The sequence below is a fragment of the Thioclava sp. JM3 genome (assembly GCF_002213185.1).
Taxonomy (GTDB): Bacteria; Pseudomonadota; Alphaproteobacteria; order Rhodobacterales; family Rhodobacteraceae; genus Thioclava; species Thioclava nitratireducens.
Genome location: NZ_NBOB01000002.1, coordinates 215,934 through 234,228 on the forward strand (window position 1 = coordinate 215,934; position 18,295 = coordinate 234,228).

Below are 18,295 nucleotides of genomic sequence, written 5' to 3' on the forward strand. Positions count from 1 at the left end.
TTGGGCGGGGGCGAGGTCCGTGCCGCGCCGCCCGCCCAGTGTTTTGCGCCGCGATCAGTTCTGCGGCAGCGCGTAGACGGCCACCAGATCACCCACGGCGGGCTTCAGGATCGAGTTGCCGCCCGAGATGAAGGCCACGTATTCGCGCCCCTTGTACTCGTAGATCGCCGGGTTCGCGACGACCGGGGCCGACAACTGCGAGGACCACAGTTCCTTGCCGGTCTGGATGTCGTAGGCGCGCGCCTTGGCATCCATCGTCGCGCCGATGAAGATCAGCCCCGACTTGGTCACCGCCGGACCGCCGATCGTGGGCGAGCCCATGCTCTCGGGCATGAAGAACCCGTATTTCTGCGAGCTGCCCAGCGGCTTGCGCCACTTGACGTCGCCGGTGTGCATGTCGATCGCGACCAGCTCGCCGAAGGGCGGTTTCCAGCACGGCATCCCGAGCCAGTTCAGCGCGTTGCCGAGGCTCATGCCGTAGGGCGCGCCTTTCTGCGGGTAGAAGCCCGCTTCGTTGCCCGAGCCGCTGGCGTTCTTCTCGTAGTTCTGGCGCTCCCACAGTTTGATGTACTGCACGATATGCGAGGTGTTCACGACTGCGATCTGAGCGTTCGGATCGAAGGCCACGCCGCCCCACTGCACGCCGCCCGCACTGTCGGGATAGGCCAGCGTGCCTTCGCCGGTGGTGGTCGGGGGTGTGTACATCCCCTTGTAGGTGAGGTTGTCGAACAGCTTCGAGCAGGCGCCGCCGGAAACTAGATCGGCGATCCCCCAGACCTCCGGCTTTTTCGACTGGTCGAGAAGCGGCGCCGGTTTGGTCGGGAAGGGCTGGGTCTTCGCATAGACCTCACCTTTCACCGTGCCGTCGCCTTGAGGGACGGGACGTTCCTCGATCGGCCAGACATCTTCGCCGGTCTCGCGGTTCACGACGAACAGGAAGCCCATCTTGGTGCCCTGCATCAGCGCCGGGATTTCCTTGCCGTCGACGGTGATGTCCATCAGCGTCGGCGCGGAGTTGATGTCATAGTCCCAGATGTCGTGGTGGACCCATTGGCGCGACCAGACGACCTTGCCGGTATCGAGATCGAGCGCGGTGGTCGAGGTTGCGTAGGGGATTTGCTGCGTTCGGTTGCCGCCCCAATAGTTCGGCGAGGGCGAGGCCACCGGGAGGTACACCATGTTCAGACCCGGATCGACGGACATCGCGGTCCAGACATTCGCGGTGCCGGTCTTGCGGCGGATGTTCTCGGGCAGGGTCTCGAAGGACCATTGCAGCTTGCCGGTCTGCGCATCGACTGAGAAGACCGCACCGGGAGGAGCTTCGGCCCATTCCCAGTCCTGACCGGCCCAGCCGAGGATCAGGTGATTGCCCGCAACCGTCGGCGGCTGCAGAACCGAAAGCGGGAAGCGGTCATTGACCGTGTTCCACTGGTTCACGTCCAGCACGCCGTCCTTGCCGAAATCGGGGCAGGGCTTGCCGGTATCGGCGTCGAGCGCGAAGAGCCGCGCGTCCATCGTGCCGATATAGACGATTTTCTGACAGACCTTGCCCGCGACCGGGTTCTCGGCCTGCCAATAGGCGACGCCGCGGTTCTTCAGCGCGGGCTGGGTCAGAGCCTCCAGCTTGGATTTCGTGTCGAAGGCCCATTTCTGCTCGCCCGTGGCCGGGTCGAGCGCCAGCACGCGGTAGAAGGGCGTGCCGATATAGAGCGTATCATTGGCGAAGATCGGCGTGGCCGACCAAACGGTCGCGGGCTTGTCGCCCGAGCCATCTGAGACGTCGCCGGTATGGACCTGCCAGACCTTTTCCAGATCGCCCACGTTGTCGGGATTGATCTGGGTCAGCGGCGAATATTTCTGTGCGGAGAGCTGGCCGTGGAAGCTGTTCCAGACGGGCTTCTCGGGCACCAGCGGTTTGCCGTTGCGCTCGCGCGTGCCGCTGGCGAGCATCGGCTGGGCGACGCTATCCGCCACCGGTTTGGCCTGATCCGCGCTGGCCTCGGGGCCGGAAGGCGTGGACTCGTTGGCGGCAGGGTCGTTGGTCTGCTGGTTCTGATTGGTTTGGGTGTCGGATTGGGTGCCCGTGGAACCCGTCTCCGTGGAACCGCTGTCTGCGGTAGCGCCCGTATCGGTGTTCGTGCCGGCGTCGGTGCTCGAGTTCGTACCGGCGCCCGTGCCGGACGTGTCCGATTGCGTGGCTGCATCCGTGGTTGCCGTATCCGTGCCCGACGTGGTGCCGGTATCGGTCGTGCCGCTGTCGGCTGCGGGTTGGGTCGTCGTATCTGTTGCGGTGCTGTCGGTCGCGGTCGTGTCCTGCGCGTACCCGGCGGCCGCAAAGAAGGCGAGGGCGAAGGCGAGCGAGACGGTCTTGCGGTTCATGCGTAAGCTCCTTTCGAACGCGCGCCCCGGCTCGAGGCGATGTCGTAAATGAGGCCGATCAGCACGACGCCCATCGCCGCGATCAGCCACCATTCATGCAGGAAATAGCCAGCTGCAGCGGTGCCGATCAGGCCGAGCGCCACGAGGACGCGCAATGTCGTGCGGATTCCGCCCGGCTCTGTCATCTGGATCGCGATCCCTGCGAGAGCGATCAAAACGGAGGAGGCGATCACCAGCCCTGCGCCGAACGTGCCGGTTACGCCGGTCATGGGGGTGACGTAATTCCAGATCGCGATGGCGGCGCCGACGAGCGCCCCCAAAACAGTTAGGATGCTGCGTGGCCGTGACGCTGAGCGGGAATGTGCCAACGGAACTCTCCTTGGTAGGTGCTTTATCGCCCAACGCGCGGTGTGTCTTTTGAGGTCCATGAAAATTGAACTGATTTGAGCCCCGGGCGCAGGAACGCGCTTGGCACGGGGGCCTCTGCCGCTTTGGTGGCCAGCATGCTAGAGGATGCAGCAGCACGAAAAAGCGGGCGGAGCGATTTCGTCGCCCCGCCCGCCGCGGTGTCGTGAGAGATGTGCGCCCCTATTTCAGCGCTGACGGTATTCGCCCTGACGCTCCAGCATCCAGCCGGGATATTCCGCGGGCAAGGCGCTGAGCTTGTCGAGGCTCTCCAACTCGTCCGCGTCGAGCCTGATCTTCGTCGCGACGATGTTGTCGGTCAGTTGGTCCTCGCGCTTCGCACCGACGATGACGCTGGTGACTACTTCCTGATGCAGAAGCCATGCCAGCGCGATCTGCGCCACGCTCGCATCGCGCTTCTCCGCCATCGGACGCATCGCGTCGATCAGGTCGAAAGCGCGGTCCTTTTCGACCGGCGGGAAGTCGAAATTGGCGCGGCGCCCGTCGGAGCCCTTGCCGTCGCGGTCGTATTTGCCGGACAGCAGACCGCCTGCGAGCGGGCTCCAGACCATCAGGCCCATGCCGGTGTCGCGCAGCATTGGCACCACTTCGCGTTCCAGATCGCGCCCGGCGATCGTGTAATAGGCTTGCAGCGACAGGATCGGGGCGAGCTTGCGGGCCTCGGCGATGCCGATCGCCTTCATTACCTGCCATGCGGCCCAGTTCGATAGGCCGATATAGCGGATATGGCCGTGCTGAACGAGCGTAGTCAGCGCCTCCAGCGTTTCCGAGATCGGCGTCATCGGGTCGAAGCCGTGGATCTGATAGAGGTCGATATGGTCGAGCTGCAGCCGCTCCAGGCTCTGCTTGCACTGCTCCATGATGTGATAGCGCGATGCACCGCGCTGGTTGATGCCTTCGCCCATCGGGCCGAGCACCTTGGTCGCGATGACGACCTCGTCGCGGGCGATACCGAGATTGCGCAGGCTCTGGCCGAGGATGCGCTCGCTCTCGCCACCGGCATAGACATTCGCGGTGTCGATGAAGTTGATGCCTGCGTCGATCGCGGTCTTCACCAGCCCGTCGGCGTCATCCTGCCGCAGCTGGCCGATCTGGCCCCACATGCCCTCCGACCCGCCGAAGGTCATCGTGCCGAGGCAAAGTTCCGAGACGAGGAGGCCGCTGGGGCCGAGAGGTCTGTAACGCATGGATCGCTCCTTTCGCATCTGTCGGGGGCCCGGTTCGGACGGCCCCTCTGGTCCGGGTAGATGGGGCGCGCCGCGCTCGCGGCGAGCGTCGCAGGGTAGGGCTGGCGCGCACGATCGTGTCATCGCGCGAGAGGGCGGAGGCGTCAGTCCTTGGCGCGCTCCAGCTTCATCGGCGTGAACCACGGTGTGAGGATCACCCCCGTCGCTACAACGAGCGCGTAGCCGATCGCCGACATCATCGCGCTGCGATAGGCCTCGTGATCGCCCTGATCCGCGCCGCCCAACATGCCGAAAAAAATCCCGCCCATGATCGCGATCCCGAAGGAGATTCCGACCTGACGGAGCGCCTGCACCGCACCCGAGGCCGAGCCGCTGTCATTGCTGTCCGCCGACGAGAGCGCGACCTGGAACAGCGGCGACACCGTGTTGCCCATGCCGAAGCCGCCAAGGAAGAACCAAGGTGCCATTCGCCACCAGCTGATCGCGTCGCCCATCGACCAGATCGCCCATAGCTGGCCCGCAAAGCCCGTCGCGAGCAGCATGCCGCCTCCGGTCACGCGCCAGCGTATCCAGCGGTCGCCGAACCAGCCGGTCGTGGCCGAAGCAAGCAGGACGCCGACCGGGAAGGGCGTCGTCGTCAGGCCCGATTGCAGCGGGGTGAGCCCGTAGCCCGCCTGCAGGTAGAGGGCGATGGTGAAGAAATAGCTCGGTACCGCAGTGAATAGCGCCGCGTTCAGAAGGCTGCCCGACAGGAACGAGCCGGAACGCAGCAGGCGCATCGGCAGAAGCTGCGGGGCTTTGCGCTCTTCCTGATGACGTTGCCAGCGGATGAAGATCCAGCCAAGTACCGGGGCCGCGAGCATCATCGGATACATCCATCCCTGCCAGCCGATCGACGGCGCCTCGACCAACGGGAACAGCAGCGCCAGCATCGCCACGGCGGCGATCGCGATGCCCACCTTGTCGATGCCCAGCTTGCGGTTGCCCTGTCCCTTGGGCACCAGCATCAGCGCGGCGATGAAGGTGGCGATGCCGAGGGGAATGTTCACGAGGAAGATCGGACGCCAGCCGAGCCCGTAGATATCGGCGGTGAGCAGGAACCCACCCATGATCGGCCCTGCCACCGAGGCCAGCCCGGCGGTCAGCGCGAACAGGCCGAAGGCAGCGCCGCGCTGCTCCGGCGGGAACAAGCGCGGCACCAGCGCCAGCGTCTGCGGCGTCATGATCGCGGCACCGACGCCCTGCGCGATGCGTGCGGTGACCAGCGTGCCGATCCCCGGGGCGATGCCGCATATCAGCGAGGCGGTAGTGAACAGCGCGATGCCCGAGACGAACAGCTTGCGCCGTCCCAGCAAGTCGCCCATCCGTCCCGCCGGCAGCAACAGGATCGCGAAGGAGAAGGTATAGCCCGCGACGATCCACTCGATCAGGTTCGGCGGGGCCGACAACTCTTCCTTCATCGACGGCAGGGCGACGTTGACGATCGTGATGTCGATCAGGTTCATGAAGTTCGCCAGCAGCAACACGGCTGCGGCGGCCCAGCGGCGGGTGGGCGAAAGCGGGGATGCTTGTTCGGGTTCGGCCATTCGGAGTCCGTTCTGTCGCGGCTGTAACGCCAAGGGTAGCTAGCGGAGGGGCGAAGCTGGTCAATAGTGGGTCTTTCGGAGGGGTCACGCAGGACAACTTTCGAGTGTGTCAAAATACATACGCACAGGGGCGCGCGAGTGGATGCATCGCGGGCGCAGGGATTCGAAGGGGAACGGCGCGGGGAGGCTTGGGTGCGGGCAACGGGGCTTGGCGTTCGTTGCGAAAAAAAAGGGCCTCGCGCAAGTTTCAAAAAGATTTCCCGGAGGCCCGCGAAATGCGCTCTCACATGGGTGTGAGCACCGTTACGTCAGACTTGCGCCATGCCGCGATCATGCCCTTGATGCCCTATCAACGAAAAAACGGGGCCCCGCGCTCGCCTTAACGTTGCGCGCGACCGGACCCCGGAAATGGAGGTATCCCTTGAAGTCGATTGCCGCGATCTCCGCTTTTGCCCTGATGTTGGGCAGCGCCGCACCCGTTCTCGCCCAGTCGAGCAAAGTGCCCGAAGGCACCAAGCTCGCCGCTGACCAGACCTTTACCTACTGGTTGCAGGACGATCTGAAGACGCTCGATCCCGATCTGAGCACCTCGAAAGACGGTAACGACGTTCTTCAGCAGATGTTCGAAGGTCTCTACCAGCAAGACGATCACGGCAATCTCGTGCCTGCGCTCGCCAAGAGCTACGAGGTCTCCGACGACAAGAAGACCTACACCTTCCACCTGCGCGACGAGAAATGGTCGAACGGCGATCCCGTCACCGCGCAGGATTTCGTCTACGCATGGCGGCGCCTCGCCGATCCGGCGACCGCCTCGCAATACTCGTGGTATATCGAGCTGATGCAGGTGAAGAACGCCCATGACGTGATCGCGGGCGACAAGAAGCCGAGCGAACTTGGCGTGAAGGCGCTCGATGACCACACGCTGCAGGTCACGCTCGACAGCGCGATCCCCTATTTCCGCCAGATGCTCGTTCTGTCCTCGACCTTCCCGGTGCCGCAAAAAGTCGTGGAGAAATACGGTTCCGACTGGACCAAGCCCGAGAACATGGTCGTCAACGGTCCTTACAAGCTGAAGAGCTGGAAAATCGGCGACTCGATCGAGCTGGTGAAGAACGACGCTTATTACGATGCCGCGAATGTCACGCTGACCGATCTGAAGTTCATCCCGATCCAGGACAACGACCAGGCACTGACGCGCTACGAGGCGGGGGAGCTGGACTTCGTGCAGACCCCGGCGGGTCAGTATCCGCGTCTGAAAGATGAGTATCCGGATGCCGCGCACGCTCCGCCGCGCTCCTGCGTCTACGCCTACCGCTTCAACGTCGGCCCGAACGGCCCCGAGGCGCTGAAGGACGTGAAGGTCCGCAAGGCGCTGTCCTACGCGATCAACCGCGACATCATCGTCGACAAGATCCTCAAGGGCGGCCAGAAACCGGCCTATACCTGGACCCACTGGGCGACCGCGAACTTCAAGGCGCCGGACGTGGCTTATGCCGACATGACCCAGCAGGAACGGATGGACAAGGCCAAGGAGCTTCTGAAGGAAGCCGGCTACGGCCCCGATCACCCGCTGAACCTGCGGATCATGTACAACACCTCGGCCGACCACAAGAAAATCGCGATCGCGGTGCAGCAGTTCTGGAAGCAGATCGGCGTGAAGTCGACGCTCGAGAACTACGAGTGGAAGGTCTATCTCGACAAGCTCAACGGGCAGCATGACTTCGACGTCGCCCGTACCGCATGGTGCGCCGACTACAACGAGGCCTCGACCTATCTCGACGTGAACACCTCGTGGTCGGATCAGAACTCGGGTCAGTGGTCGAATTCCGAATACGACAAGTTGATGAAGGACTCGAAGACGGCGGAAGATCCGCAGGAGGACTATACCAAGGCGGAAAAGATCCTCGCCGAGGACATGCCGCTCGCGCCGATCTACGCCTACTCGCTGCCGATGCTGCTGAACCCGCAGATCAAGGGCTACCCGTTCGATAACGTCCAGCTGAACTGGTACGCGAAGAACATGTACAAGGTCGCAAAGTAAGCCGGCTGAAACGATAACGGGCGGGCCGCGCGATCGGCCCGCCCGACTTATTTCGGGACACTCTTATGATCGTCTACATTCTCAAGCGTCTCGCCATCGCGATCCCGACGCTTCTGGTGCTCATCATCGCGAGCTTCCTCTTGATGCACACGGCGCCTGGCGGGCCGTTCTCGTCGGAGCGGGCCGTGCCGCCCGAGGTGCTCGCCAATCTCAACGCGAAATACGGGCTCGACCAGCCGCTCTGGAAGCAGATCGCGACCTATCTGTGGAACGTGGTCGCCCATTTCGATTTCGGGCCTTCGTTCTCGTATAAGGACCGCTCGGTGAACGACATCATCGCGCAGGGCTTCCCGGTCACGCTGACCTACGGTTTCCTCAGCTTCATCGCCGCCGTTCTGGTCGGCGTCACTCTCGGCGTCACCGCCGCGATCAAGCGCAACTCGTGGCTCGACTACCTCGCCGTCGGCATTTCCATCGGCGCGCAGGTGCTGCCGAACTTCGTGATGGCGCCGATCCTCGTGCTGGTGTTTACGCTGTCGCTGCACTGGCTGCCCGGCGGCGGCTGGAGCTTCGACGATCCGCGCTTCTGGATCATGCCGGTGATCGCGCTTTCGACCTCTTACATGGCCTCGATCGCGCGGATCACGCGCTCGTCGATGCTGGAGACGCTGAGCTCAAACCACATCCGCACCGCGCGGGCCAAGGGTCTGCCGAAGCGCAAGATCATCATGCGTCACGCGCTGAAACCCGCGCTGCTGCCGGTGATCTCCTATCTTGGTCCGGCGTTCGTTTCGATGATCACCGGCTCGGTGATCGTGGACGTGTATTTCACCACGGGCGGGATCGGCAAAAGCTTCGTGGATAGCGCGCTCAACCGCGATTACGCGGTGATGATGGGGATCACGATCCTGCTGGGCACGCTGACCATCCTGTTCAACCTTGTCGTCGATATCGTCTACGGATGGATCGACCCGAAAATCCGGTACTGACATGGTCATAGACGAATCCAAGATGACCTCGCTCGCCGAGGCAACGAGCCGCGAAGACGTGGCGGGCCGCTCGCTCTGGGCGGACGCGCGCCGGCGGTTCTTCAACAATAAGGCCGCGATCTTCGGGCTGGCGCTGCTCGTCTTCGTCGTGGCCTTCGCGCTGTTCGGCAACCTGATCGCGGCGTGGAACAATTCCGACATCGACTACAACGTGATGGGCGATGCCACGGCCTCTGCGCCGTCCTTCGCGAACGGCCATTACTTCGGCGCCGACGATCTGGGCCGCGATCTGTTCGCGCGCACCGTGCAGGGCACGCAGATCTCGCTGTTGGTCGGCGTGATCGGCACGCTGATCGCGGTGTCCGTGGGCACGGTCTATGGCGCGATCTCAGGCTATTTCGGGGGCCGCGTCGACGGCTTCATGATGCGCCTCGTCGATATCCTGCTGGCGATCCCTTACATGTTCGTGCTGATCCTGCTGCTGGTCATGTATGGCCGCTCGATCGGGATGCTCTTCGTGGGCGTCGGGTTGATATCCTGGCTGGAGATGGCGCGGATCGTGCGCGGCCAGACGCTGACCCTCAAGAACCGCGACTATGTCGAGGCCGCGCGCGCCATTGGTGTGCCCGCGCCGACGATCATCCGCCGCCACATCCTGCCAAACCTCGTGGGCGTGGTGGTGGTCTTCGCGACGCTTCTGGTGCCGCTGATGATCCTGACGGAGAGTTTCATCTCCTTCCTCGGGCTCGGCGTGCAGGAGCCGCAGACCTCGCTGGGGGCGCTGATCTCTCAAGGGGCGGGGACGATGAGCTACGGCACGCTGTGGCAGCTGGCCTTCCCGCTGTTCTTCTTCGTCACCACCCTGTTCGGTTTCTATTTCGTAGGGGACGGGCTGCGTGACGCGCTCGACCCGAAGGAGCGCTGATATGCCATTGTTGGAAGTCAACGACCTCAATGTCCGGTTCGCAACGCAGGAGGGCGAGGTTCACGCCGTCAACGGCGTCAGCTTCGCGCTCGAGCGCGGCGAGGCGCTGGGCATCGTCGGCGAGTCCGGTTCGGGCAAGTCGCAGCTCAGCTTCTCGATCCTCGGACTGCTGGCCGCGAATGGGAAGGCCTCGGGCTCGGTGAAATTCGACGGGCGGGAGATCCTGAACCTGCCCGAGCCCGAGTTGAACAAGTTGCGCTCCGACCGGATCTCGATGGTCTTTCAGGATCCGATGACCGCGCTCAACCCCTATATGCGGATTTCGGACCAGATGGCCGAAGTGCTGATGCTGCATAAGGGCTTGGGCAAGCGCGCCGCCGTGGCTGAGGCCGCGCATATGCTCGAACTGGTGAAGATCCCGGACGCGAAGAACCGCGTGCGTCTGTTCCCGCATGAATTCTCGGGCGGGATGCGCCAGCGCGTGATGATCGCGATGGCCCTTCTGTGCAAACCAGATGTGCTGATCGCAGATGAGCCGACGACCGCGCTCGACGTCACCGTGCAGGCGCAGATCATGGACCTGCTGGGCGAGCTGCGCCGCGAGCTGGGCATGGCGACCGTGCTGATTACTCACGATCTGGGCGTCGTCGCGGGCTTCTGCGAGCGGGCGATCGTCATGTATGGCGGTCAGGTGATGGAGCAGTCGCCCGTGGATCCTTTGTTCGCCAACCCGACCCATCCCTATACCAAGGGCTTGCTGGCCGCGCTGCCGCGTCTCGATGCGGAAGTCGCGATGACCCCGATCCGGGGCAATCCGCCGAATATGACCGGCGCGCCGAAGGGCTGCCCGTTCTGCCCGCGCTGCGATTTCGTCGAAGAGGTCTGCGCCGACGTTATGCCGCCGCTGACGGAGTTCGCGCCGGGCCGCGCCCGCGCCTGCCACCGTTCCATTGAAACGATCGAGGAGGCCGCCGCATGACGACCCCGCTGATCGAGGCCCGCGACGTTCGGGTCACTTTCGAAATCCGCCGCGCCTCGGACCTGCCGTGGACCGAGCCGCCGAAGCTGCGCGCGGTCAATGGCGTGAACTTCAAGCTGGAGCAGGGCAAGACGCTCGGCATCGTGGGCGAGTCCGGCTGTGGCAAGTCCACGTTGGCCCGCGCGCTGATCCGGATGCTGCCCGCCGAGGGCGAGATCATTTGGGAGGGCAAGACCGATCTGCTGCCGCTCTCGCCGCGGCAGATGCTGAAATACCGTTCCGACATCCAGATGATCTTTCAGGACCCGCTGGCTTCGCTCGACCCGCGGATGACCGTGGGCGAGATCATCGCGGAGCCGCTGCGCACCCATCGCCCGAAGATGGGCCGCAAGGAGCGCAAGCAGAAGGTCCGCGAGGTGATGGAGAAGGTCGGTCTTCTGCCGAACCAGATCAACCGCTACCCGCACGAGTTCTCGGGCGGCCAGTGTCAGCGCATCGGTATCGCCCGCGCGCTGGTGGTGGAGCCGAAGCTGTTGATCTGCGACGAGCCGGTCTCGGCGCTCGATGTCTCGATTCAGGCGCAGGTGATCGCGCTTCTCGAAGATCTGCGCCGCGATCTGGGCCTGACGATCATCTTCATCGCCCATGACCTCAGCGTTGTGCGCCATGTCTGCGACGAGGTGATGGTGCTTTATCTGGGCCAGATGATGGAGGCGGGCGCTACCGAGAAGATCTTTGCAGAGCCGCAGCACCCGTACACGCAGGCGCTTCTGTCGGCGGTGCCGATCCCAGACCCGGAGATCGAGCGCAACAAGACCCTGATCGCGCTGGAAGGCGATCTGCCGAGCCCGCTGAACCCGCCATCGGGCTGCCCGCTGCGCACCCGCTGCCCGCGGGCGAGCGAGGTCTGCGCCACGACACCGCCGACCGAGGAGGTCGCCGGGCGTCAGGTCTTCTGTCACCATCCCGGCCCTGCGGCCGAAGTGCAGGCGGTGCTGTCGGAGAGCTGAAATCTTGTGCGGCGGGCGGTGATGCATCGCCTGCTCACGCGGATTTGCGCAGGTTGACGCAAGGTCTTTGTCCAATCGGTCAAAAGACTGTTACGATCCCCGGATAGAGCGCTCCGGCAAGGAGCCAATTGTCTCGGAGGATCCCCCTATGTCGCTTATTTCGCGTCGTCAGTTTCTCGTTACCACCACCGCCGCGGGCGGTCTCGTGATGGTCCACCCGTTCACCGCGCGCGCGGCTGAAGGTCAGGCCCACCTGCGCCTGCTGTGTACTACCGATATTCACTGCCATATCCGGCCCTACGATTATTATGCCGACAAGCCTGTCGATACCGTGGGCCTGTCGCGCACTGCGACCCTGATCGAAGGCGTGCGCGCGGAAGCCGCCAACACCCTGACCTTCGATAACGGCGATTATATGCAGGGCAACCCGATGGCCGATTACATCGCATACTCCAAGGGAATGAAGGAGGGCGACACCCACCCGGTCATCGCGGCGATGAACCTGCTGGGCTATGATTGCGGCACGCTGGGCAATCACGAGTTCAACTACGGGATGGATTTCCTCAAGAAGGTGAACGACCGCGCAAACTACCCGATGGTCTGCGCGAACTTCGCCCATAAGCTGGGCGCGACCCCGCGCGAGGACGACCTTTACCTGCCGCCCTACCTGATCCTCGACCGCGAACTGACCGATGGGGCTGGAAACAAGATGCCGATCCGCGTCGGCGTGATCGGCTTCGTGCCTCCGCAGATCATGCAATGGGACCGCGCGCATCTCGAGGGCAATTACCAGACTCGCGACATCGTGGAGGCCGCGAAAGCATGGGTTCCGCAGATGCGCGAGGAGGGCGCCGATCTGGTCGTGGCGCTCGCCCATACCGGAATCGACAACGGTCCTCAGACCGACGGCATGGAGAACGCTGCCTTCTACGTCGCAGGCGTCGACGGCATCGACGCGGTGATCACCGGGCACCAGCACCGTAACTTCCCCGGCAAGGATTTCTCGGGCCCCGGGATCGACAATGAGAAGGGCACGCTTCAGGGCAAGCCCGCGGTGCAGGCGGGCTTCTGGGGCAACCACATGGGGCTCATCGACCTTATGCTGAGCCGCGACGGCGGCAAGTGGAAGATCGATAGCCATAGCTCCGAGATCCGCCCGATTTTCGCGCGCGGCGAGGATCGTTCGATCACGCCGCTGACCACCGATTACAAGCCGATCCTCGCGGCCACCGATCAGGTGCATGAAGAGACGCTCAAATATGTCCGCGCCAAGGTGGGCGAGACCGAAGCGCCGCTCTATTCCTACTTCGCGCTGGTGGCCGACGATCCCTCTGTACAGATCGTCTCGAACGCGCAGATCTGGTACGTGAAGAAACTGCTGGAGGGCACGCCCGAAGGCAAGCTGCCGCTTCTGTCGGCGGCGGCGCCGTTCAAGGCCGGCGGGCGCGGCGGTCCGGATTACTTCACCGATGTTCCGAAAGGGCCGGTGGCGATCAAGAACGTCTCCGACCTCTATCTCTATCCGAACACGCTACAGGCGGTGAAGGTCACCGGCGCGCAGGTGAAGGACTGGCTGGAGCGCTCTGCAGGCATGTTCAACCAGATCGAGCCGGGTGCGAAGGACGCGACGCTGCTGAACCCCGATTTCCCGTCCTACAATTTCGACGTGATCGACGGGGTGACTTACCAGATCGACATCACCCAGCCCGCGAAATTCGACAAGGACGGCGTGGCGGTGAACCCCGACGCGAACCGCATCGTCGATCTGAAATTCGAGGGCAAGCCGATCGATCCGAAGGCCGAGTTCGTGATCGCGACGAACAACTACCGCGCCTCGGGGGGCGGCAGCTTCCCCGGCGCGGACGGCTCGACCGTGATCTACCGTGCGCCCGACACCAACCGCGACGTGATCGTGCGCTACATCCACGACAAGGGCACGATCAACCCGAAGGCCGACGCGAACTGGTCCTTCGCGCCCGCGGGCGGCGCGACGGTGCTGTTCGAGACCGGCCCGAAGGCACAGGCCTATGTCGAGGACGTGAAATCCCGGGGTCTCGACATCGAGCAGGCGGGCGACGGCGAGGGCGGCTTCGCGCTCTATCGCATCACGCTCTGAACTGCCTTGGACAGAGGCTGAAAGGGGCGCCATCGGCGCCCTTTTTTACGCGGTGCGGTCGCGAGGCGGTTTGCCTCCGGTATCTCGCGAATACGTGAACTCCGAGCGGGGCGCGAACTGACACCGGAATTGCGGTGCGGATGTCGCGAGCGGCTGCGTTGATTGGAAAGTTTACATTTTAAAACAATAAGTAAGACAAGCCGTCTTTCCCGAGACTCACGGCTCGCAGCATTTGTTTCCTGCATTTCCCGCCGTGCGCGAGTGGCGACAGAACCAAGCGGGCCTATCGTAGAAATGGAACAACGCCGGGAAAACCGGGCTGCGGACAGGAGTTTCAGTATGAGCATTGGTCGGATGACGCGGCGCGCCGCGCTTGGGATGCTGCTTGCGGGCGGGGTCGCCGCGCAGGCATTGGCGCAGGGAATGCCGGGCGGCGCGCGTGGCCCGACCGAGGTCGGCGTGATGCAGGTCGAGACACGGTCCGTGCCCTATACCGTCACCCTGCCGGGCCGCGCCGTGGCCTATGAGCAGACCGATATCCGCCCGCGCGTCGCCGGCACCATCGCCTCGATTGATTACGAGGCGGGTCACAAGGTCGCGACGGGCGACGCGCTGTTTCACATCGACGACGACACCTATCAGGCCGAGCTGACCGCTGCAGAGGCCGAGAAGGCGAGCGCCGACGCCAATGTGCAGGCGGCGCAATCGCAAGTGGACCGCTATACCAAGCTGGAGAAGACGTCGATCTCCGTGAGTGATCTGGAGACCGCGAAGGTCACGCTCGCGCAGGCCAAAGCCTCCGCGCTGAGTGCCGAGGCCGATCTTCAGACTGCGCAGCTCAATCTCGACCGCACGGTGATCCGCTCGCCTATCGACGGCTACCCGGATGTGGCGAACGTCTCCGTCGGCTCGCTGGTCACGGCGAACCAGTCCGACGCGCTGACCACGGTAACGCGGCTCGATCCGATCTATGTCGATGTTTCCGAGAGTGCGGCGCGGATCATGCGGGTGCGTCAACGGATCGATCAGGGTACGCTTCAACGCGGCGATCAACTGAAGGTCTCGCTGCTGCTGGAGACCGGTGAGGAATACGACGGCACCGGCACGCTGGTCAGCCCCGGCGCGACCGTATCCTCGACCACCGGCACGGTCGATTTCCGGTTCAAGTTCGACAATCCCGACCGGCTGATCCTGCCGGGCCAGTTCCTGCGCGCGAAGATCACGTTGGGCACGACACAGGCGATCCTCGTACCGCAGCGCGCGACCACGCGGGAAGGGGATGGGTCGCTTTCGGCCTTCGTCGCCGCGGATGGCACGGCGAAGAAGGTGACGCTGACGACGGCGGGAACCTATCAGAACGCGTGGATCGTGACCGGCGGCATCGAGAGCGGCGATCAGGTGATCCTCGACGGGCTGAAGAACCTGCGCGACGGGGCCGAGATCAAGACGGTGCCGGTGACGATCAACGCGCAGGGGGTCGTGAAGGATGCGAGCCCCTCGGGTGACGAGACCGATACGGCGAAGGCGGAGTGAACCCGGCATGATCCGCTTCTTCATCCATCGCCCCGTCTTCGCGATCGTGCTCGCGCTGGTGACGATGCTCGCCGGCGGCTACGCGCTCACGCAGCTTCCCGTCTCGCAATATCCAGAGGTCGCGCCGACCACGATCCGCATCTCCGCCAGCTATTCCGGGGCGACCGCGCAGGCGGTCGAGAACTCGGTGACGACGCCGATCGAGGACTCGCTGACCGGGCTCGACGGGCTGCTCTACATGGAGAGCTCTTCCAACCAGGGCTCAGCGCGGCTGACGCTGACCTTCGACGGCTCGGTCGATCCGATCGATGCCGAGAACGAGGTGCAGACCAAGATCCGCAAGGTCGAGAATGCGCTGCCTGATGCGGTGCAGACCTCCGGGGTGAATGTCTCGCGCTCGTCTTCGGACATCCTGATGGTCGGGGCACTGGTCTCGACCGATGGCAAATATTCGACCGTCGAGCTGGGCAACATTCTGGACACCGAAGTGAAAGGAGCGATCGAGCGCACTGCGGGCGTGGGCGGGATCAACGTCTTCGGCTCGGGCTACGCGATGCGGGTCTGGCTCGATCCCTACAAGCTCGAGCAATACCAGCTGACGCCGACGGACGTGACCGCGGCAGTACAGGCGCAGAACACCACCGTCTCGGTCGGCTCGCTGGGCGATCTGCCCACCACCGAAGGCCAGCAGTTCACCGCCACGATCACCGCACAGAGCCAGCTGACCTCGGTCGAACAGTTCGAGAAGATCCTGCTGAAAACAGAACCCGACGGCTCTGCGGTCTATCTGGGCGATGTCGCGCGGATCGAGATCGGGCAGGAGAATTACGGCACCAATTCCAGGTTCAACGGCATGAACGCGGCAGGGTTCGGCGTGAACCTCGCGAACGGCGCGAATGCAGTCGATACGGCGGCGGCAGTGCGTGCGACGCTGGATCGGATGTCATCGTCGCTGCCCGAGGGTGTCAAGTTCCAGATCGCCTACGACACCTCGCCCTTCGTGCAGCTTTCCATCGAGAAGGTCTATCACACGCTGGCCGAAGCGATCGTGCTGGTGCTGCTGGTGATCCTCGTATTCTTGCAGAAATGGCGCGCGACATTGATCCCGATCGTCGCAGTTCCCGTGGTGCTGCTGGGCACATTCGCGGTGCTGCTGGTCGCGGGCTATTCGATCAACACGCTGACAATGTTCGCGATGGTGCTGGCGATTGGCCTCTTGGTCGATGACGCGATCGTCGTGGTGGAGAACGTCGAGCGCGTGATGGAGGAGGGGCTCAGTCCCCTACAAGCCACCGAGAAAAGCATGTCCCAGATCACCGGCGCACTGATCGGGGTGGCGCTTGTGCTGTCGGCGGTGTTCCTGCCGATGGCGTTCTTTCCCGGCTCGACGGGCGTGATCTATCGGCAATTCTCGGTAACGATCATCACCGCGATGGTGCTCTCTGCCGTGGTCGCGCTGATCCTGACGCCTGCGCTGGCGGCCAAACTCCTGCGCCCCTCGACGGGCCGCGCGATTGCGCCGGCGCGCGCTTTCAATATCGGTTTCGCGAAAGTGCAGCGCGGCTACGCCGGTGCGGTCGCGCGCATCGTGCGCAAACCCTTCCTGATGGCGCTGGTGCTGGTTCTCGTGCTGGCGGGCGCTTGGGGCGTGATGACCCGGCTGCCGTCCTCCTTCCTTCCGAAGGAAGATCAGGGCGTTCTCATGGCGATGGTGAACCTTTCGGAAGGGTCGACGACGGCACAGACGTCGGATGTGGTCGACCAGATCACCCAATACCTGCTGACGCAGGAGAAGTCCGATGTGGCTTCGGTCTTCGCGACGCTCGGGTTTTCCTTCGGGGGTGGCGGACAGAACACTGCGATGGTCTTCGCCAAGCTGAAGGATTTTGGTGAGCGCACTGGCGCGGATCAAACCGCCGCCGCGATTTCGGGGCGGGCGAACGCCCATTTCGCAGGTCTGCGCGCGGGGCAGGTCTTCTTTCTGCAACCGCCGGCGATCCGCGGGATCGGCAATTCTTCGGGCTTCCAGATGTATCTGGTGGATCAGGGCAATAACGGGACCGCTGCGCTGAAGGAGGCAGGCGATCAGCTCGTGGCCGAGGCGAAATCGGATAGCCGCCTGACCAATGTCCGGGTCAGCGGCGATGAGGACAAGGCAGCACTGCAGCTGGATATCGACCAGCAGAAGGCCGAAAGCTTCGGTCTGACGCTGAGCAACCTAAATTCGATGCTGTCGGTGATCTTCAGCGGGAGATCGGTGAACGACTTCGACCTCAACGGCAACTTGCGCCCGGTGATCGTGCAGGCCGATTCGCCTTACCGGATGCAGCCGGAAGATATCGACACCTGGTACGCGCGGAACGCGTCGGGCGAGATGGTGCCGTTCTCGTCCTTCGCGACGACAAAATGGGTATCGGTCGCCCCAAGGCTGTCGCGCTATGACGCCGCCAATGCGATCGAAATCTCGGGCCAGGCGTCGGACAGCGCAAGCTCCGGCGCGGCGATGGACGCGATGGAGCAGCTGGTCAATGACCTGCCCGGCGGCTACGCGGTCGCCTGGACGGGGTTGAGCTATCAGGAACGCCAGTCCGGCGATCAGGCGCCCTATCTCTATGCGCTCTCGGTGCTGGTCGTCTTCCTCTGCCTTGCCGCGCTCTACGAGAGCTGGTCGATCCCGCTGTCGGTGATGCTCGCCGTGCCGGTGGGCGTTCTGGGGGCGCTGGTCTCGGCGTGGGTCTTCGGGCAGTCGAATGACGTCTATTTCAAGGTGGGTATCCTCACGACCATCGGTCTGGCGGCGAAGAACGCGATCCTGATCGTGGAATTCGCCAAGAACCTCGAGGCCGAGGGCAAGGAGCTGATCCCCGCGACCATCGAGGCGGCACGGCTCCGCCTGCGTCCGATCCTGATGACCTCGCTCGCCTTCATGCTAGGCGTGGTGCCGCTGGCGATCGCGACCGGGGCAGGGGCCGCGGCGCAGAACGCGATCGGCATCGGCGTGCTGGGCGGGATGGCGGCGGCAACCTTCATCGGTGTCTTCATGGTGCCGGCTTTCTACGTCCTGATCCGCAAACTCACTCCGGGGCGCTGAGGCGGGGGGCGATTCCGTCGCGGAGCCGGCGGT

The 18,295-nt window shown here is 63.8% G+C and carries 12 protein-coding genes; 8 read left to right on the top strand and 4 right to left on the bottom strand.

The window, feature by feature from the left end; all coding sequences use genetic code 11:
• Positions 1–54: 54 nt before the first annotated feature.
• From B6V73_RS04390 to B6V73_RS04405, 4 genes are all read right to left on the bottom strand, one after another.
• Positions 55–2,379, bottom strand: coding sequence for a pyrroloquinoline quinone-dependent dehydrogenase (locus B6V73_RS04390; RefSeq protein WP_088719136.1), 2,325 nt, complete (start codon positions 2,377–2,379; stop codon positions 55–57).
• Complete coding sequence (locus B6V73_RS04395; protein WP_075776291.1) at positions 2,376–2,747, bottom strand: hypothetical protein; 372 nt, start codon at positions 2,745–2,747, stop codon at positions 2,376–2,378. Before B6V73_RS04395 ends, B6V73_RS04390 begins: the two co-directional genes overlap by 4 nt.
• A gap of 225 nt (positions 2,748–2,972) precedes the next feature.
• The gene (locus B6V73_RS04400) at positions 2,973–3,992 is read right to left on the bottom strand and encodes an aldo/keto reductase (protein ID WP_088724640.1); all 1,020 of its coding nucleotides are present in this window, start codon (positions 3,990–3,992) and stop codon (positions 2,973–2,975) included.
• Between the two features lie 143 nt (positions 3,993–4,135).
• Positions 4,136–5,578 carry an MFS transporter gene (locus B6V73_RS04405; protein WP_075776289.1) on the bottom strand — a complete coding sequence of 481 codons (1,443 nt, stop codon included), beginning with the start codon at positions 5,576–5,578 and terminating at the stop codon, positions 4,136–4,138.
• Between the two features lie 421 nt (positions 5,579–5,999).
• Here B6V73_RS04405 and B6V73_RS04410 point away from each other — a divergent pair, with 421 nt between their 5' ends.
• The 8 genes from B6V73_RS04410 (at position 6,000) to B6V73_RS04445 (ending at position 18,262) form a co-directional block, all read left to right on the top strand.
• On the top strand, positions 6,000–7,619 hold the full coding sequence (locus B6V73_RS04410; RefSeq protein ID WP_341865727.1) for a peptide ABC transporter substrate-binding protein: 1,620 nt from the start codon (positions 6,000–6,002) through the stop codon (positions 7,617–7,619).
• A 65-nt stretch (positions 7,620–7,684) separates the two neighbouring features.
• A complete protein-coding gene (oppB, locus tag B6V73_RS04415) occupies positions 7,685–8,608 on the top strand; it encodes an oligopeptide ABC transporter permease OppB (protein ID WP_075776288.1) in 924 nt (307 codons plus the stop codon).
• A gap of 1 nt (position 8,609) precedes the next feature.
• Positions 8,610–9,533, top strand: coding sequence for an ABC transporter permease subunit (locus tag B6V73_RS04420; RefSeq protein ID WP_088724641.1), 924 nt, complete (start codon positions 8,610–8,612; stop codon positions 9,531–9,533).
• A gap of 1 nt (position 9,534) precedes the next feature.
• On the top strand, positions 9,535–10,512 hold the full coding sequence (locus tag B6V73_RS04425) for an oligopeptide/dipeptide ABC transporter ATP-binding protein (RefSeq protein ID WP_088719134.1): 978 nt from the start codon (positions 9,535–9,537) through the stop codon (positions 10,510–10,512).
• A complete protein-coding gene (locus B6V73_RS04430) occupies positions 10,509–11,522 on the top strand; it encodes an oligopeptide/dipeptide ABC transporter ATP-binding protein (protein WP_088724642.1) in 1,014 nt (337 codons plus the stop codon). Before B6V73_RS04425 ends, B6V73_RS04430 begins: the two co-directional genes overlap by 4 nt.
• Positions 11,523–11,670: 148 nt before the next feature.
• Entirely contained in the window at positions 11,671–13,638 is a 1,968-nt protein-coding gene (locus B6V73_RS04435; RefSeq protein WP_088721972.1) for a bifunctional 2',3'-cyclic-nucleotide 2'-phosphodiesterase/3'-nucleotidase, read from the top strand.
• A 339-nt stretch (positions 13,639–13,977) separates the two neighbouring features.
• Positions 13,978–15,171 carry an efflux RND transporter periplasmic adaptor subunit gene (locus B6V73_RS04440; RefSeq protein ID WP_088724643.1) on the top strand — a complete coding sequence of 398 codons (1,194 nt, stop codon included), beginning with the start codon at positions 13,978–13,980 and terminating at the stop codon, positions 15,169–15,171.
• A gap of 7 nt (positions 15,172–15,178) precedes the next feature.
• Positions 15,179–18,262, top strand: coding sequence for a multidrug efflux RND transporter permease subunit (locus B6V73_RS04445; protein WP_088724644.1), 3,084 nt, complete (start codon positions 15,179–15,181; stop codon positions 18,260–18,262).
• Positions 18,263–18,295: the final 33 nt, after the last annotated feature.

What these genes read in the sequence shown, in the direction of transcription:
- B6V73_RS04390 (WP_088719136.1), bottom strand. Translation starts at nt 2,379, where the DNA reads ATGAACCGCAAGACCGTCTCGCTCGCCTTCGCCCTCGCCTTCTTTGCG.
- B6V73_RS04400 (WP_088724640.1), bottom strand. Translation starts at nt 3,992, where the DNA reads ATGCGTTACAGACCTCTCGGCCCCAGCGGCCTCCTCGTCTCGGAACTT.
- B6V73_RS04405 (WP_075776289.1), bottom strand. Translation starts at nt 5,578, where the DNA reads ATGGCCGAACCCGAACAAGCATCCCCGCTTTCGCCCACCCGCCGCTGG.
- oppB (WP_075776288.1), top strand. Translation starts at nt 7,685, where the DNA reads ATGATCGTCTACATTCTCAAGCGTCTCGCCATCGCGATCCCGACGCTT.
- B6V73_RS04420 (WP_088724641.1), top strand. Translation starts at nt 8,610, where the DNA reads ATGGTCATAGACGAATCCAAGATGACCTCGCTCGCCGAGGCAACGAGC.
- B6V73_RS04425 (WP_088719134.1), top strand. Translation starts at nt 9,535, where the DNA reads ATGCCATTGTTGGAAGTCAACGACCTCAATGTCCGGTTCGCAACGCAG.
- B6V73_RS04430 (WP_088724642.1), top strand. Translation starts at nt 10,509, where the DNA reads ATGACGACCCCGCTGATCGAGGCCCGCGACGTTCGGGTCACTTTCGAA.
- B6V73_RS04435 (WP_088721972.1), top strand. Translation starts at nt 11,671, where the DNA reads ATGTCGCTTATTTCGCGTCGTCAGTTTCTCGTTACCACCACCGCCGCG.
- B6V73_RS04440 (WP_088724643.1), top strand. Translation starts at nt 13,978, where the DNA reads ATGAGCATTGGTCGGATGACGCGGCGCGCCGCGCTTGGGATGCTGCTT.
- B6V73_RS04445 (WP_088724644.1), top strand. Translation starts at nt 15,179, where the DNA reads ATGATCCGCTTCTTCATCCATCGCCCCGTCTTCGCGATCGTGCTCGCG.